This window comes from Streptomyces sp. NPDC058955 (assembly GCF_042741435.1).
Taxonomy (GTDB): Bacteria; Actinomycetota; Actinomycetes; order Streptomycetales; family Streptomycetaceae; genus Streptomyces.
This window is the reverse complement of the sequence record NZ_JBHYKM010000145.1, coordinates 1-14,895: the sequence shown is the minus strand read 5'-3', so window position 1 is coordinate 14,895 and position 14,895 is coordinate 1. Positions and strand designations below refer to the sequence as shown.

Annotated in this window: 17 protein-coding genes; 8 read left to right on the top strand and 9 right to left on the bottom strand. The window is 72.4% G+C overall.

The annotated features are described in order from the left end of the window. Positions 1–401: 401 nt before the first annotated feature. The 4 genes from ACFW1I_RS34335 to ACFW1I_RS34320 form a co-directional block, all read right to left on the bottom strand. Positions 402–1,412 (bottom strand): helix-turn-helix domain-containing protein, encoded by a 1,011-nt coding sequence (locus tag ACFW1I_RS34335; protein WP_384677344.1) that lies wholly within the window; start codon positions 1,410–1,412, stop codon positions 402–404. A gap of 210 nt (positions 1,413–1,622) precedes the next feature. Continuing rightward, a complete protein-coding gene (locus ACFW1I_RS34330; protein ID WP_384677352.1) occupies positions 1,623–2,870 on the bottom strand; it encodes an MFS transporter in 1,248 nt (415 codons plus the stop codon). Between the two features lie 17 nt (positions 2,871–2,887). Further along, a complete protein-coding gene (locus tag ACFW1I_RS34325; RefSeq protein WP_384677342.1) occupies positions 2,888–3,427 on the bottom strand; it encodes an ArsR/SmtB family transcription factor in 540 nt (179 codons plus the stop codon). Between the two features lie 269 nt (positions 3,428–3,696). After that, the gene (locus tag ACFW1I_RS34320; protein ID WP_384677340.1) at positions 3,697–4,539 is read right to left on the bottom strand and encodes an SDR family NAD(P)-dependent oxidoreductase; all 843 of its coding nucleotides are present in this window, start codon (positions 4,537–4,539) and stop codon (positions 3,697–3,699) included. 103 nt (positions 4,540–4,642) lie between these two features. Between ACFW1I_RS34320 and ACFW1I_RS34315 the strand changes: the two genes are divergently transcribed. Beyond that, positions 4,643–5,254, top strand: a complete 612-nt coding sequence (locus tag ACFW1I_RS34315; RefSeq protein ID WP_384677338.1) for a CGNR zinc finger domain-containing protein — start codon at positions 4,643–4,645, stop codon at positions 5,252–5,254. A 49-nt stretch (positions 5,255–5,303) separates the two neighbouring features. Then, complete coding sequence (locus ACFW1I_RS34310; protein WP_384677336.1) at positions 5,304–6,095, top strand: DUF2785 domain-containing protein; 792 nt, start codon at positions 5,304–5,306, stop codon at positions 6,093–6,095. A 196-nt stretch (positions 6,096–6,291) separates the two neighbouring features. Here ACFW1I_RS34310 and ACFW1I_RS34305 read toward each other — a convergent pair whose 3' ends face one another. The 3 genes from ACFW1I_RS34305 to ACFW1I_RS34295 form a co-directional block, all read right to left on the bottom strand. Continuing rightward, on the bottom strand, positions 6,292–7,035 hold the full coding sequence (locus ACFW1I_RS34305) for a class I SAM-dependent DNA methyltransferase (protein WP_384677334.1): 744 nt from the start codon (positions 7,033–7,035) through the stop codon (positions 6,292–6,294). 204 nt (positions 7,036–7,239) lie between these two features. Continuing rightward, positions 7,240–7,455: a hypothetical protein gene (locus ACFW1I_RS34300; protein ID WP_384677332.1), complete on the bottom strand. Its 216-nt coding sequence runs from the start codon at positions 7,453–7,455 to the stop codon at positions 7,240–7,242. A 135-nt stretch (positions 7,456–7,590) separates the two neighbouring features. After that, positions 7,591–8,847 (bottom strand): MFS transporter, encoded by a 1,257-nt coding sequence (locus tag ACFW1I_RS34295; protein WP_384677330.1) that lies wholly within the window; start codon positions 8,845–8,847, stop codon positions 7,591–7,593. A 147-nt stretch (positions 8,848–8,994) separates the two neighbouring features. Between ACFW1I_RS34295 and ACFW1I_RS34290 the strand changes: the two genes are divergently transcribed. From ACFW1I_RS34290 to ACFW1I_RS34275, 4 genes are all read left to right on the top strand, one after another. Beyond that, positions 8,995–9,876: a winged helix-turn-helix transcriptional regulator gene (locus ACFW1I_RS34290; protein ID WP_384677328.1), complete on the top strand. Its 882-nt coding sequence runs from the start codon at positions 8,995–8,997 to the stop codon at positions 9,874–9,876. A 177-nt stretch (positions 9,877–10,053) separates the two neighbouring features. Then, complete coding sequence (locus ACFW1I_RS34285) at positions 10,054–10,539, top strand: zinc-binding dehydrogenase (RefSeq protein WP_384677326.1); 486 nt, start codon at positions 10,054–10,056, stop codon at positions 10,537–10,539. 65 nt (positions 10,540–10,604) lie between these two features. Then, positions 10,605–11,324, top strand: a complete 720-nt coding sequence (locus tag ACFW1I_RS34280) for a leucine-rich repeat domain-containing protein (RefSeq protein WP_384677324.1) — start codon at positions 10,605–10,607, stop codon at positions 11,322–11,324. Between the two features lie 70 nt (positions 11,325–11,394). Beyond that, on the top strand, positions 11,395–12,141 hold the full coding sequence (locus tag ACFW1I_RS34275) for a hypothetical protein (protein WP_384677322.1): 747 nt from the start codon (positions 11,395–11,397) through the stop codon (positions 12,139–12,141). A gap of 127 nt (positions 12,142–12,268) precedes the next feature. Here ACFW1I_RS34275 and ACFW1I_RS34270 read toward each other — a convergent pair whose 3' ends face one another. Then, positions 12,269–12,694: a DUF4267 domain-containing protein gene (locus tag ACFW1I_RS34270; RefSeq protein ID WP_384677320.1), complete on the bottom strand. Its 426-nt coding sequence runs from the start codon at positions 12,692–12,694 to the stop codon at positions 12,269–12,271. Positions 12,695–12,765: 71 nt separating this feature from the next. Further along, the gene (locus ACFW1I_RS34265; RefSeq protein ID WP_384677318.1) at positions 12,766–13,212 is read right to left on the bottom strand and encodes an anthrone oxygenase family protein; all 447 of its coding nucleotides are present in this window, start codon (positions 13,210–13,212) and stop codon (positions 12,766–12,768) included. A gap of 90 nt (positions 13,213–13,302) precedes the next feature. On the opposite strand from ACFW1I_RS34265, the gene ACFW1I_RS34260 reads away from it, so the two are divergent. After that, positions 13,303–13,881: a TetR/AcrR family transcriptional regulator gene (locus tag ACFW1I_RS34260; protein ID WP_384677316.1), complete on the top strand. Its 579-nt coding sequence runs from the start codon at positions 13,303–13,305 to the stop codon at positions 13,879–13,881. Positions 13,882–14,044: 163 nt separating this feature from the next. Beyond that, positions 14,045–14,895: calcium-binding protein (locus ACFW1I_RS34255; RefSeq protein ID WP_384677314.1), on the top strand; the 851-nt coding region annotated here is incomplete at its 3' end.

The window sequence follows — 14,895 nt, the reverse complement described above, 5'->3', positions numbered from 1 at the left end:
CCCGCCGGCGACGGTGGTGGCGGACGGGCACGGGTGAGCGGGCAGGTGGTGATCGAGCCGCGGCGCGTCGCGCAGGTGTTCGTCGGGGGCTGTGCCGCCGGCCGGGCATTCGGCGGCGCTGTCGGCCGGTGCGTACGGGAGGTTCGGAGCACGGCCTGGTCCTGGGCCGTTGGGCCTGGCCGGTGGGTTGGCGCGCCCGCGGCCGGGGCTGAGCCTGACGTCGAGTGGCTACGGTCCGATCACGGCGACCGCCGGCCTGAAGTGCAGTATCAGGACTGCCTGGTTAGCGCACCGCACCCATGGCTTTCCCTCCGGCTGGATCGGTCAAGGATTCTTGGACAGCGGCCCTACCGGTGCGTCATCAGCCCGTTCGGCGCTCCCAGAAGTGAATCTAGGTTCGATCAGCGCCCGGTGGTGTGCGTGGCGTGCAGGCTTGCTGTGCACGGCGTGTCAGGGGTGGTCAGGGAACGGGCCCGGTGTTCGCTGGGGCTGATCCCGTACGCCTCGCGGAACCCCCTGCTGAACACGGTGGCGCTGGAGAAGCCCCAGCGGGCCGCGATCGTCTGTACGTGCTGGCCGCTCAGCTCCTGGCGCGCGAGGTCGGCGTGGGCGCGTTCCAGGCGGCTTCGGGTGATGTGCGCCGCGACGGTCAGGGGCTGGTCGCCGAAGAGGACGTACAGCCCCCGCAGGGACATGTGGTGCCGGTCGGCGATCAGGCGAGGGGTCAGGCCCGGGTCGCTCAGGTTGTTCTCTATGAAGCGGTGGATCCGCTGCAGCGTCTCGCGGGCTCGGGCCTCGCCAGGCGCCTCGTCAGGGTCGCCGAGCCGGCGCGCGAGGAACGCGGTGGCCAGGTCGAGGGCGAGGGAACCCATCCCGCGCAGCTCGTCCGGCCGACAGCTCGGGCCTCGCGCGAGCAGGGTCTTCAGGAAGTCGGCGAGGATGGCTCCCGACCCCGTGTCCGCCGCCAGGTTCTGTGCGAGGAGGCGGTCCACCCTGTTCGGCCGCAGCGCCAGTGCCTGGCGGGGGATCTGCAGGACGACCGTCTCGACCTGCCCGCCCGTGCAGGCCCCCGCGCTGGGTCGTGAGGTGTCGGTGAGCACGAGTCCCCCGGTGACCACCGATGTGTTGCCGCCCTGGGAGACCCTGAACGTGCCGCGGGTGGGGAACGCCAGCTGCAGTTGCTCGGGATCGCCGCGCCGGACATGGCTCAACGTCCGGCGCGAGTGCACCGGCGAGAACTCCAGGGCGGTCAGCCGGACCACACCCAGGTCCAGGTCGGTGACGCTCGCCCGGAAGTCGTCCGTGCGGCGGGTGCTGAGCATGACGGGCATGACATTGCTGGAGACCGTCTCGCGGAACCAGTCGAACCCGTCCTCGCCCGCCCCGACGGCTTCGGACGAAGCCTGCAACACCACGTGATCCCCCCGCACTTCGAGGTGGCGGCGCTCCAGTCCCTCACTGCTCCGAGGCACAGCCGTGCTCACCCCGCACCGCCACCCGGCCATTATCGGCCACGGGCTTCGGACACCCGATCGACCCCCTCTGTCCCATCCACTGCCCCGTCCCCTGCCCTGTCCCCTGCACCGCCCTCTGCGCCGTCCGTCTGGGCGGCCTCGCCGAGGTCAACGCGCCGCGTGTCGCGGGTGGGGGGCTTCGTCAGACGGCGCGGCGGCACGCAGCGCCGCCTCGACCCGGCGGTTGCTGGTCATGGTCGCGGTGACGGCCGTCATCGCGAGGAGAAGGCCGGCGGCGGCGTAGAGCGGGGTGCGGATGTCGTACGTGGTGGCCAGCCAGCCGCCGAGGAAGGCGCCGAACGGGGCGGCGCACATGGCGAGCATGCGGGAGGTGGAGGCGACCCGGCCCATCAGGTGGGCGGGGACGATCGCCTGCCGGAGGGAGGGCCCGAGCACCATCGTGGCGCCCATGCCGGCTCCGCAGACGGCGAGCGCGAGGCCGGCGACGTACGCGTTCGGGGCGGCGGCCAGCCCCAGGATGGCGAGTCCCTCGACGGCGGCGGTGCAGGCCAGTGCGGTGCCGGTGCCGAGTCGCCGGCCGAGGAAGGAGGCGATGGCCGCGCCGAGCAGGCCGCCGGCGGCTTCTGCCGTGAGGAGCAGGCCGAAGCCGTAGGTGTCGATGCCGAGGCGGTCGTGCGCGAAGAGGGCGAGTACGGTCTCCACGGCGAGGAAGGCGATGTTGCCGACCGCCGGGCGGAGCGCGAGCCCGAGCAGCAACCGGTCCCGGAAGACGTACGCGGCGCCTGCCCGCGCCTGCGTGAGCAGCGATTCCCGTCCCTCCGGCACGGGCCTGGGCATGGCGGGCAGGGTGCGTACGAGCAGCGCGGAGATCAGGAACGACACCGCGTCGGCGAGCAGCGGCAGCGACCTCCCCAGCGTGAGCAGGGCGCTGCCGGCCGGTGGTCCCGCGAAGCCGGACATGGCCGTCTGGGCGCCGCGCAGGCGGGAGTTGGCGCGCTCCAGGAGCGCGGGGTCGCGGTCGAGCAGATCCGGTAGATAGGCGGTGGCGGCGGTGTCGAAGAAGAGTCCGCCGAGGCCGAGCAGGAAGGCGACGGCCGCGAGCAGCGGAACGCTCAGCACGTCGAGTACGGCCGCTGCCGCGGGTATCGCGAGCAGCGCCGCGCGTGCCGCGTCCGTGACCCACATCGCGCGCCGGCGGTCCCAGCGGTCCACCAGCGCGCCGCCGAGCACTCCGAAGAGCAGCCACGGCAGCGTCCCCGCGGCCGTGACGACGGCGAGCGCCATCGGATCCCTGGTCAGGGTCAACGCGAGCAGCGGCAGCGCCGCGTGCGACACGCCGTCGCCGAGCGAGGAGATCGTCTGCGCGGTCCACAGCCGTCCGAAGCCGGTGGGCAACTTCCCGATGTCTGGGGTCACTTGGCGTCCCCTTCGGCCTGCGCGCCCGATGCCGGGTGGAACAGTGCGAAGACGAGCGACGCGTCCGGCAGCGAGGGATCGGACAGCTCTCTGTACTCCTCCGCCAGCGCCTGCAGCCGGGCGCCCAGTTCGGCGAACTGCTCCTCGGTGAGCCGCAGATGCGCCATCCCGACGTGCCGTTCGGCACCGGCCGGAGACGCCTCCAGGTCCGCCACGGCGTGCCGCATCAGCACATCCGGCCCTCCCTCGCCGGGGTCCGGCAGCACGATCGACCGCGCGGCCATGGCGTAGTACCGCTCGGTGACCCCGCGCACCTTCCGCGTCCGCACCACCTTCACCAGGCCGGCCCGCTCCAGCAGCCGCACGTGGTAGCTGGAACTCCCTTTCGCGAGTCCCACCCTCTCGGCGATCTGCGTGATCGTCGCCGGCTCGAAGCGGAGCACGGCCATGATCCGGTGACGGGTGAGGTTGGAGACGGCGCGCAGTTGCTCGTCCGTGGTGACGTGGAACGACTCGGGGAGCTCATCGGTAGGCATGCGCTCAATGGTCAACACTTCTTGACCATTGAGCAAGGGAATACGGGCGGGCGTCCGAAAATCGATGCCGGACGACCACCGTCCGGTTCACCTGATGTCACAGGCGAACCGGACGGGGCGTCCGCGCGGAGGCGCTCCCGGCGTCGGGCTCCGCCCGCGGCGAGCCCGCCGCCGGCCAGGGCGAAGGCCGTGACAGTGGCGGTGACGGTGACGGTCACGATCACCACGGTCGGGTCGACGGGCGGTACGCGGGCCGGGCAGCGCGCTCGCTACTCGTCGACGGCGTCGGTCACGCGCTGCCAGCCGTCCAGGTCCGCGATGCGTGCCTCCAGAGCGGGGCGCATGCCTGCCGCGCTGGAGCTGCCGAGGGCCAGGCGCAGCGGAGGCCGGGAGGCATCGACCGCGGTCCGGATGCCCGCTGCGATCCGGGACGCGGCGGAGAAGGCGGACGCCGGGAGCTCTCCGATGGACTTGTGGACCTCGCGGACGGTCGGGTCGTAGTCGTCCAGGCCGTCCGCGACGTCGAGGTTGGCCAGAAAGGGGGTCGCGGTCATGCCGGGCTGGATGATGGTGACCTTGATGCCGAGGGGCGCGACCTCGGCCGCCAGCGCGTCCGACAGCCCCTCGACCGCGTACTTGGTGGCGGCGAGCAGACCCACGCCGGGGTGGGCGGACTGACCGTAGACCGACGAGCCCTGGAGGATGTGCCCGGATCGCTGGGCGCGAAGCACCGGCAGCGTCGCGCGGAGCACGTTCAGCGCGCCGAAGACGTTGGTGTCGAACACGGCGCGGGCCTGCGCGTCCGACGCCTCCTCGACCGCTCCGAACAGGCCGTATCCCGCGTTGTTGGCCACGACGTCGATGCGGCCGAACCGTGCGCACGTGACGCCCACCGCGTCCTGGACGGCTTGCTCGTCACGTACGTCCGCCGGGATGAGCAGCAGGCGCTCACCGTGTGCCCGCGCCACTTCGTCCAGGGAGGACGTGTCGCGGGCGAGGGCCGAGACGGCGTCGCCGTTCTCCAGCGCCTGGAGTGCCAGTTCGCGACCGATACCGGACGTCGCGCCGGTGATCAGCCAGACGCGGAGGTGGGTCTGATGGTTGGAGTTCATGTTGCGACCGTATGCGGTTAGCTCGCAACACGTCAATGCGGGTGGGGGCAAACGTTGCTTACTAGATGGCTTAGCTCAGCTCGCACTGAGGTACCGTGGGGGGATGAGCAGCACCGCGCCCGGATCCCCGAAACCCAGCCCGCGCACCGTCACGCCGACGGTGGAGACCGTTCTCGCGTTCGTGAACACGCGCGCGGACGGATCGGGCCGCCAGGAGCGGTTCGCGGACGGCGACTCGTTCGCGGCGTGGCTGGCGGAGCACGACGAGTTCGGCTTCGACGGCGAGACGGTGGCGACCGACGCCGACGCCGCGGTCGCGCGCGAGCTGCGCGACGCCCTGGTGACCGTGCTGCTCGCGCACTCGGGCGATGAGGAGAGTCTGGGTGAGCCGCTACTGGGCGCCGAACGGCACCTGCGACGCGTGGGATCGCTCTACCCTCTGGCGACGGTCGTCACGGCTGGCGGTGTGCAACTGGCCTCGCCGCAGGCGGGGGTGCCGCGCGTGTTCGGGACGGTACTGGCCGCGGTGACGACGTTCGCGCAGAGCAGCGATTGGGGGCGCATCAAGGCTTGCCGGAACCCGCCGTGCCACTTCGGCTTCCTCGACCGCACCCGCAATGGGGCGGGCCTGTACTGCAGCACCGGCTGCGGGTCCCAGGTGTCCATGCGCAAGCACCGCCAACGGCAGCGCCGTGACGGTGGTGCGTCCTCCTAGACGGTTTGTTCGCCATGCGGCAGGGTGGCGCAGGACTATCCTGCGCGCCGTGATCAACTGGAACCAGATCGAAGCCGCTGACTGCGCCGTGCCGGCCGACCGCCCCGTGGAAGGCATGGTGCGCATACTCTCCGATGCCCTTGCGGATCCCGATCCGCAGATCCGGGACGGAGCGCCTCACTCCGTCCTCTCGGCCTGGATAGAGCGCGGGGTGATCGACGAGCCCCGGAGGCTGGCGCTGGGGGACGAGATGGCCGCCCGCTTCACCGCCCCGGAGATCCAGGCCCGCACGTTCGCCCCGCTGGTGCTCGACATGCTCGTGGCCAAAGGAGACTTCAAGGCCGACTGGGTAGACGCCTTCGAGCGGTGGTACCCGAGCGAGACGGACCTGCGTGGCTACGACGAGGAGCTTGGCTGGCTCCACGCGGTCGCGCACGGCGCTGACCTGCTGAACCGGTTCGGCTGCCATCCCGAGGTGAATCCGGTGCGGATGCTGGACCTCGCCGCCGCGCGGTTGACGGCGCCCACCGGCCACATATGGGACCAGCTGGAAGACGACCGGCTGGCCAGGGCACTCGCCCGGGTGCTCACCCGGTCCGACATGAGCGAGTACGACGCGACCGCATGGCTGGAGCCGATCGCCGCCAACTTCGGCTCCGACCACATCCCGACCCCGGTCCCCGCGCACCTCACCAACTGCCTGCGCACGCTGCGCATGCTCCACCTCTTCGCGGACCGGGGCGTGCGGCCGAACCCCGAGTCGGAACCGGTGGCCCTTCACCACCGCGAGGCGGTCAAGGCCGCGCTGGCCGAGACCCTCGACCGAATCATCAAGCGCTGAGCACACGGCGCGCCGAAGCGGGCCACTCCGGCCCCCTCGGGATGTTCCGATGTGATCAATGGTCGTAGGCGATCAGGGATCGTATGACCGGCTCGATAAGTTGCCGCACCGGCTTCAGCAGGGACTCGCCCTCGCGGCGTTTCTCCCGCTTGGACGACGGCCGCAGGACCCAGCACCCAGCTCCGAGTTCCCGGGCTCAGGTCGTCGGCTTGCGCCACACGGAGATGTGCTTCGTGGAGTCCTGCGCGAACGGCGTCCCGTCCCAGTCCGCGACGCGCCGCTCCAGTTCCAGCCCGGCGATCCGTGCCATCAGGTCGAGTTCCGACGGCCAGGCGTAGCGGTGCCGGGAGTTCCCGCGGCGGTAGCGGCCGTCGTCGCCGTCGCGGGTGAAGTGGTGCGAGACGAGGATCTGCTCGACCAGGTCGAAGGTGTCGAAGCCGAGGTGCCGATCGGAGACGTCGAACGGCACCGCGACCTGACCGGGCGGCAGCAACCGCAGGGGCGGCAAGAGCAGTTCGATGACGAAGCGGCCGCCGGGGGCCAGGTGGCGTGCGGCGTTGCGGAAACACTCGACCTGCTCGTCCTGCGTGAGCAGGTTCGTGATGGTGTTGTAGACGAGGTAGACCAGGGTGAACTCGCCGGGCACGACGGTGGTCGCCATGTCGCCCATGACGACCGGGAGCGCGTCCTCGTCGACCTTGCGCCGCAGCACCGCTGCCATGTGCTCGGACAGTTCGATGCCGGCCACCGGCACGCCGCGTTCCCGGAGCGGGACGCCCACGCGTCCGGTCCCGATGGCGAACTCCAATGCCCGCCCGTCTGCGGCGAGTTCGGCGAGGAAGTCGAGAGTCGGTCCGAGGACGGCGGCCGAGGACATCTCGGCTTCCTCGGTGTCGTAGCGGTCGGCGGTCTCACGGGTCCACAGCTCACTGCTCGTCACGAGCGGCCACTCTGCCGGGTGCCGCGGGGCGCTGTCGACGCATTTACGCGCTCCGCGGCGCGGCGTCGACCACCCCAGCCGCGCGCCCTGGACGTACCGATCGAGGAGGCGAGCGTACGGCCGACCCTGTCGCGCCACTCGCCGATCGAGGACTCCATGAAGGCGGCGGCCCGCAGGGCATGGGCCATGGTGAGCACGGGGTGGCTACGCGGCCTCGTAGTCGTGGGCCCGGCCGCCGCGCCACTCCACCCATCGGGGGTCGTCGAGCAGGGCGTCGGCGTCGTCGAGGCCGGCGCGCCGCAGGAACTCGACGACGTCCCGGTCGCTGTACGCGAGGCCGAGGATCCCGCCCTGGCGGGCGGTGACCCTTCTGCCGCCGCCAGGGGAAGGCGGGTGCACCACTATCGGGGCTGTGCTCATACCTCCAGAGTGCCCCTGATCGGCGGGGGATGCCGTGCTCCGCGTCCCCCGGCGCCCGCATGGCCCGCATCCCCGGGGCCTGGACCTCGGTGAACGTCGGCGCGCGCCGGCCGCGGAGCGACACCCGTCCGGGTGTCAGGCGAGGTCGCGGTGGCGGCCCACCCCGCTGGAGAAGAGGTAGAGCGGGGGCGCGAAGGCGGCGGCGCAGACGATCCACAGGGCGGTGTGGGCGCCGGCGTAGGTGGCGAGGAGGCCGGCGGTGAGCGCGCCGAGCGGCAGCGCACCCCAGGAGACGAAGCGGACCGTGGCCATCACGCGGGACAGCAGCTCCGGGGGCGACTGGGTCTGCCGGTAGGTGCGGGTGGTGATCGAGCCGATGACGGTGCCGAAGGCGAAGCCGGCGTTGCCCAGGGCGAACCAGTACGCGTCCCCCGCCGACGTGGTGAGCGGGGCGAGCAGGAGCAGCGCGCCGCCGGCCAGGTCGGCCACGATGATGCCCCACGCGGTGCCGAGGCGTGAGGTCACCCGGACCGCGACGGCCGCGCCGGCGAGCGCGCCGACCCCGTCCATGGCGAGGACGAGACCGAGCTGTACGGAGTCGAGGCCGGCCTCGCGGACCAGGTAGAGGGGGGTGAGGGCGACGAGGGCGGCGTTGAGGAAGTTCGCGGCGGTCGCCCAGATCATGCAGGGCCGCATGACCGGGTGCTTGGTCACGTACCGCCAGCCCTCGCGCATCAGCCGGAGGGCGCTCTCGCCGGTGCGGGGTCCTGGGCGGCTCTCGGGGAGGGTGCGCAGGAGCACGGCGGAGGCCAGGTAGCTGGCGGCGTCCACGACGAGCGCGCCGACGGGGCCGGTCGCGCCGATCAGGACTCCGCCGAGGGAGGGGCCGCCGGTGTCGGTGACGGCGTGCGTGCCGGACATGACGCTGTTGCGGGCGGCCAGCTGCCGGGCCGGGATGACGGCCGGCAGGAAGGTCGAGTTGCCGATGTCGAAGAGCACCGTCGCCGCGCCGGTGACGAGCGCGGCGAGCAGCAGGTGCGGATACGTGAGGGTGCCGAGCCACCAGGCGAGCGGGAGCGACCCGAGCGCCGCGAACCGTACGAGGTCGAGCGCGACCTGGAGCCGGCGCAGTGGTACGCGCTGTGCGACGACGCCCGCCGGGAGGCTGAGCAGCAGCCAGGAGACCTGGCCGGCGGCGGCGAGCAGCGCGACCTCGAAGGCGGTGGCGTCGAGGACGGTGAGGGCCACGAGCGGCAGGGCGAGGGCGGTGACGGCGGAGCCGGCGCCGCTGACGGTGGCGGCGGCCCAGAACCGCCAGAAGACGCCCGGAGGCGATGCCTCCTGTCGGTCGTCGTGCCGGTCGTTCTTCGGGATCGCTCGTGTTCCGCTCATACGGCGCCCACCCCCTGGATGTCGTTAGTCTCTTTTCGGAACCCACTCGCTCCGAGTGAGTTTCTATCGGGAACTGACCACATGGCGCAAGATGGTCCCGATGAGCGGCCGCAGCGCGCGGAGAGCCGGAGAAGTGGAGACGCCCTGATGAGGTCGGTGCCCGAACGGGACTCCGCCTGCGCGATCGCGCAGGCGGCGGCGGTGGTCGGCGACTGGTGGAGCCTGCTCCTCATCCGGGAGACCGCACGGGGGCACCACCGGTTCGACGCGCTCCAGGAGGAGCTGGGCATCTCGCGCAAGGTGCTCACCGAACGGCTGGCACACCTGGTGGAGGCGGGGGTCCTGGAGAAGGTCCCCTACCAGGACAGGCCGGTGCGGCACGAGTACCGGCTGACGGAGAGCGGCCGGGGGCTGCTGCCGGTGCTGCTGTCGATGCAGGACTGGGCGGACCGCTGGGTCTTCGGCGACGGCTCGCTCAGCGGCACCGCCGACGAGGAGAGCGCGGAGGCGCGGCGCGTCGCGGGCCTGGCGGGCGAGCGGCTGCCGCGCCTGGAGCTGCCGGGCCACCGGGACGGCGTGCCGGTGGACCCGGTGGCCGGCCACGCGGCCACGGTCCTGTTCTGCTATCCGGCGACCGGGCGGCCCAGCCCCCTGCCGGACGGCTGGGCCGGCATCCCCGGCACGGTCGGCTGCACGCTGGAGAACCGGCTCTTCCGGGACGCGTACGAGGACTTCCGCGCGGCGGGCGCGGAGGTACGCGGCGTCAGCACCCAACGCCCCGACGAGCAGCGGGTGTTCGCGGTCGAGGAGGGCCTCCCCTTCCTCCTCCTCTCGGACGTCGACCTGCACCTCGCCGCCGCCCTCCGACTGCCGACCTTCCGCGCCGGGCAGCTGCTACGGCTGAAGCGGGCCGTCCTGGTCGTGGACCGCGACCGCGTGGTGCGGCACGCCCGCTTCCCGGTGACGGACATCCCCGCGGCGGTGGACGAGGCGCTGACGGTGGTGCGGCGCCTGGCTGCGGAGGGGTGAGGGCGTCGTCGCGGGCCGCCGCCCGGCCCTCCCCCGCTCACTGAGCGACGTCGACGTCTTCCCGCCACGGCCCCGCGGGAGGCACCGCGCCGCGCGTGCTACGCCTCGTACACCCGGGCCATCAGCGCCATCAGCTGCCGGCCTTCCGCTTCGCTGAGCGGCGCCAGGAGCTCGGCATTGGCCCGCTCCGCCAGCACCGCGCAGCGTTCCAGGGTCCGTACGCCCGCCGCCGTCACCGTCACCGCGGACAAGGCGGAGTTCGTCCGCGCCCTCGGCGCCGACGAGGTCGTGGTCTACGGGGACGAGCACTGGGGCGATCCGGTCGACCTCGTCGTCGACGGGGTCGGCGGCGAACTCCTCGGGCCCGCGGTGCGCGCCCTCTCCCCCGGCGGCCGCCTGGTCGCCTTCAGCTCGGGCGGCGGCACGATCGACGCGTACGAGCTGCTCGTCCGGGGCGCCTCGGTCATCGGCTTCCCGATGGCGGCCGTCGCCCGGAACGAGCCCGCGGTGTACGCGCGCTGGCTCGACGAACTGTGGGAACTCCACCGCGACGACAAGCTGCGCCCGCACATCTCCGCAGCGATCCCGCTCGCCGAAGCGGCACACGCCCACGATCTCATCGAGTCGCGCCGCAACCTCGGCAAGGTCGTCCTGGTCCCCTGAAGGCGGGTCGGGACGCCGACGGGAGAAGATCGGAGCCGAGGACCGCCGACGAAGGAGAGAAGGCCGTGAAGGATGCGCTGAACCTGTGGCGTCAAGACCTCGGAGAGGTGCCCGAGGCGGTCTGGCAGCGGCACGAACTCCGCGTCCTGATCCTCGCGGACAACGGACTCACCACGCTCCCGCCGGACATCCGGCGGCTCCAGCGACTGAACACCCTGGACCTGGGCCACAACGCGCTGACGTCGATCCCCGACGAGCTCGGCACGCTGACCGGCCTCAGCGACTGCCTGTACCTGCACGACAACAGACTGCCCCGGATCCCCGACTCGCTCGGCAACCTGGCCCGGTTGCGCTACCTCAACGTCGGCGAGAACGCGCTCGCCGCCCTGCCCGAGGCCATCGGCGGCATGACCGGCCTCGTCGAGCTCAGGGCGCAGCACAACCGGCTCACCACCCTGCCCGACACCATCGGCCGGCTCCGCGGCCTGCGCGAGCTGTGGCTCCGCGGGAACGCGATCGAGCACCTGCCGCCGTCGACAGGAGAACTGGTCGAACTGCGCCACCTGGACCTGCGCGAGAACGCCCTGGTCGATGTGCCGGGGCCGCTGGAAGGCCTCCCCCTCCTGCGCCAACTGGACCTGCGGAGCAACCACATCAGCCATGTGCCGGACTGGCTCGCCCGGATGCCCTCGCTGGAGAGGCTCGATCTGCGATGGAACGGGATCGACCCGTCTCTGCCGGTCCTCGGCCGGCTGGAGCGACGAGGGTGCTTCGTCCTGACGTGATCGAGCCGGTGACGGCGCGTTCGACGGAGGCGGTGAGGGACGGGACGGGCGGAAGGAGGCCGTTCTCGGGATGGGCGCGAATTTCATGATCGTTCCGGAGCGGCGGCGGGTTACGGTGGTGCCCCCACGCACCAACCACCGCTTGGCGAAAGGCAACTTCGTGAGCACATCCGGCACTGCACAGTCGTCGACCACCCCTCCGCACGAGGACCTTGAGAAGCTGTTGGTCACGGCCTCGGATCTGGCCGCTGCGGGCCTCGCCGATTTCGCAGAGCTGGACTCGCCCTCGTCGGACGAGGACCCGCCGCCGATGACCGGCCCGACCCCGGAGCTCACCGCCCTGCTGAACAGGGCGTTCGCCGGCAAGGGCGACCGGGAGGTCCGCACCTCGTTCGTGAACGCGGACTCCACGATCGTCGTCGACGAGGGCGTCTCGGAGCGGGCGGCCGGGGCCACCTCAGCCTGGATGGCCGAGATGCGGCGGGTCTACGCCGAGTGCGCGGCGTGGACGATGAGCATCGGCGATCAGGAGATCACCGTGCTGGTGGTGGATCCGGCCGATGATGCGAGTGAACCGCTCGACGTGGAGCCGAAGTTCGGCGACGAGGCGTTGATGCGCACGATGCTCGCCGGCCCGGCGGGGCAGCAGGCCCGGATCACCACGCTTCTCGTGCGCGACGGCGACCGGGCTCTGGAGCTGACGTTCCGCAGCCTCGCGTCCGAGCCCGGCGGCCCCGAAGCGGCCCTCCTGGCGACCGCGATGTCGAAGTTCCTCGCGCTCGCTCCGGCGAAGTTCCTGGGTCTGCCGGTCGGCTAGAGAGCCGTCCCCGCCCAGCGACGCCCCCGCGCACACGGCGCACCGAGAGGCCCCCGGCCCAGGACGCGATGTCCCGGGCCGGGGGCCTCTCGCTTCGGTGCGACGACGGCTCGTCACGTGCCGCCCGTCAGGCAGGGTGGTGGGCGGGTGTCGCCGGTGCGGTCGCGGTCCTGCCGGTCTCGCGCAGGATCAGCAGGCCGTTGGCCACCATCAGGGTCGCGGTCAGGGCGTGCACGCCGAGCGCGGCGGCCACGGAGCCGTGGTGGGAGAGGACCGTGGCCATGTCGCCGTACGCGGCCAGGGCCATCACCAGCAGCGCCCAGCCGAGCGCCCGGCGGTGGCCCGTCACCAGCAGGACGGCCAGGACCAGCGCCATCACGACGTCGCGGACGCCCTTGACGACCAGGAAGCCGCCGCCGTCGCCGGCCGGCCAGCTCGGCAGGCCGAAGCCCGGCGCCGTCGTCTCCGGGCTGACGATGAACTCCGTGCCGAACCAGAGGATGAAGAGGACGAAGGCGGCGGCCAGGATGGTGTTGATCTTCTTCAGCGACATCGTTCTTCTCCTTGCGGGTGGCAAGCCGTCGCCGGCTTGACGGGCTGCGTGGATCCTGCGGACGCGCGGGGTCAGACGAGGGCGGCGACGAGCGACGTGAAGGCGGCGATGATCACAGCCACGCGGGCGTAGTGGTAGCGGTTCCAGCGAGCGATCTGCTCCTTCCAGTCGGCGGGCCGGTTCTCGGGGGTCCACGTCTTGTTCCGGTTGTTGATCGGGACGAGCAGCAGGACCGACATGAGCACGCTCAGGATCAGCAGCGCGCCGGCGGTGACGACGAGGCCGGTGCCCGCGTGGCCCCATCCGGCGACGGCCCAGACCGCGACGAGGACGAGCGAGCCGATGTACCAGACGGGCATCACCGCGCCGAGCATCCGGCCCCCGTGGGCGTGGCCGAGTTGGGCGCTGTCCTCGGGGAGTGCGTCGAGGATCCGGTTCATGACGACGGCGACGGCGAACTCCACCCCCACCATCACGCCGACGACGACGGTGGTGATGACCTCAAGTGCGTTGAGCATGGCGCCCCTCCCGGGATCTAGCGTTGCTAGCTGATGAGGCAACGCTAGTACTACTGCCGCTCGATTGTCTAGCAGTGCTAGGATCGGATCATGTCGGTACAGGAACGCAAGCAGCGCGAACGGGCGGAGCGCGAGCGCCTCATCGTGGCCACGGCCCGCGAGCTCGCCGAGCAGCAGGGCTGGGACGCCGTCACCACCCGCCGGCTGGCCGAGCGCATCGAGTACAGCCAGCCCGTCCTCTACAGCCACTTCCGCGGCAAGCGCGAGATCATCGGGGCCGTGGCCCTCGAAGGCGCCTCCGAGCTGGCCGCGGCGGTGCGGGCCGCGACCTCCGCCGCGGACGGCCCGCGCGAGCGGGTCGCCGCCCTCGCCCGTACGTACCTCGACTTCGCCGCGCGCAACCCGGCGGTCTACGACGCCCTGTTCCAGCTCGACGGCGGCCTGCCGTACGCGCAGGAGGACACGCCGGAACCCCTGAAGGACGCCTTCGCCGCGCTGCTGGAGAGCCTGGGCGAGGTCGCCGGGGACGGCGTCCACCCGGGCATGTTCACCGAGGTCTTCTGGGCGTCCCTGCACGGCCTCGCGACCCTCACCCGGGCGGGACGGCTGCTGCCGCAGGACGCCGCACCGAGGGTGGAACTCCTCGTCGACCGGCTCGCGGTGCTCTGACGGGCGATCGGTGGCCGTACGCGGGGGCGCCGCCGTGCCCGCCACCCGTACGGCCCCGGCCCTCACCCGGTTGACAGGGCCTCGGTCGCCCGGCCCAGGCGGCGCCCCTATCGTCCGGAACGGGCGCCGCCCGGCGCCGACACCCGCGACACGGAGGTCCTCCATGGCCCGTCCGCTCACCACCGGCCTGGCGGCCGCGGCCCTGCTGCTCCTGGGCACCCCCTCGACCGCCGTCGCCGCCCCGCCCACCTGCCTCGGACTGCCGGCCACCCTCACCGGCTCCGGCACCCTCACCGGCACGCCCGGCAACGATGTCATCGTCGGCTCCGGCGGCGCCGACGTCATCGACGGCCGCGGCGGCAACGACACCATCTGCGCCCTCGGCGGCAACGACCTGGTCTCCGGCGGCCTCGGCAACGACCGCCTCGACGGCGGTGACGGCGACGACGACGTGAACGGTGACGTGTACGTGGAGAACGGCCCGGCCGTCGGCGGCGGCCACGACGTCCTGTACGGCGGCAACGGCGCCGACAGCCTGCTCGGTGACTCCCAGTCCGACAACGGCGACGCGACCGGAGGCGGCAACGACCAGCTCTTCGGCGGCCCCGGCGACGACTCCCACCTCGACGGCGACAGCCTCAGCCTCGGCGGCGGCGACGCCACCGGCGGCGGCAACGACCGGATCGAGGGCGGCAGCGGCAACGACGGCCTCCTCGGCGACTCGGCAGCGCCCCTCGAAGGTTCCGCGACCGGCGCCGGCGACGACATCCTGCTCGCCGGGGCGGGCGACGGGGACAACGCGATCGGCGACAGCGAGGGCGTGACGGCGGCGCGCGGCGCCGGCGGCGACGACCTCATCGACCTCGGCGCGGACGGCGGCTTCTTCGCCCTCGGCGACCACAACGTCAACGACCCGGCCGGCGGGGGCCCCCCCGGCGCGCCGCCCCCGCCCCCCCCAGCCGCCGCCCCCCGCCCACACACCTCCACGCGGAGAGATCGGGGGCGCGCCACACC

Excerpts from the sequence above, each read along its gene's own strand:
- ACFW1I_RS34325 (WP_384677342.1), bottom strand. The coding sequence starts at position 3,427 with ATGCCTACCGATGAGCTCCCCGAGTCGTTCCACGTCACCACGGACGAG.
- ACFW1I_RS34320 (WP_384677340.1), bottom strand. The coding sequence starts at position 4,539 with ATGAACTCCAACCATCAGACCCACCTCCGCGTCTGGCTGATCACCGGC.
- ACFW1I_RS34315 (WP_384677338.1), top strand. The coding sequence starts at position 4,643 with ATGAGCAGCACCGCGCCCGGATCCCCGAAACCCAGCCCGCGCACCGTC.
- ACFW1I_RS34300 (WP_384677332.1), bottom strand. The coding sequence starts at position 7,455 with ATGAGCACAGCCCCGATAGTGGTGCACCCGCCTTCCCCTGGCGGCGGC.
- ACFW1I_RS34295 (WP_384677330.1), bottom strand. The coding sequence starts at position 8,847 with ATGAGCGGAACACGAGCGATCCCGAAGAACGACCGGCACGACGACCGA.
- ACFW1I_RS34290 (WP_384677328.1), top strand. The coding sequence starts at position 8,995 with ATGAGGTCGGTGCCCGAACGGGACTCCGCCTGCGCGATCGCGCAGGCG.
- ACFW1I_RS34275 (WP_384677322.1), top strand. The coding sequence starts at position 11,395 with ATGGGCGCGAATTTCATGATCGTTCCGGAGCGGCGGCGGGTTACGGTG.
- ACFW1I_RS34270 (WP_384677320.1), bottom strand. The coding sequence starts at position 12,694 with ATGTCGCTGAAGAAGATCAACACCATCCTGGCCGCCGCCTTCGTCCTC.
- ACFW1I_RS34265 (WP_384677318.1), bottom strand. The coding sequence starts at position 13,212 with ATGCTCAACGCACTTGAGGTCATCACCACCGTCGTCGTCGGCGTGATG.
- ACFW1I_RS34260 (WP_384677316.1), top strand. The coding sequence starts at position 13,303 with ATGTCGGTACAGGAACGCAAGCAGCGCGAACGGGCGGAGCGCGAGCGC.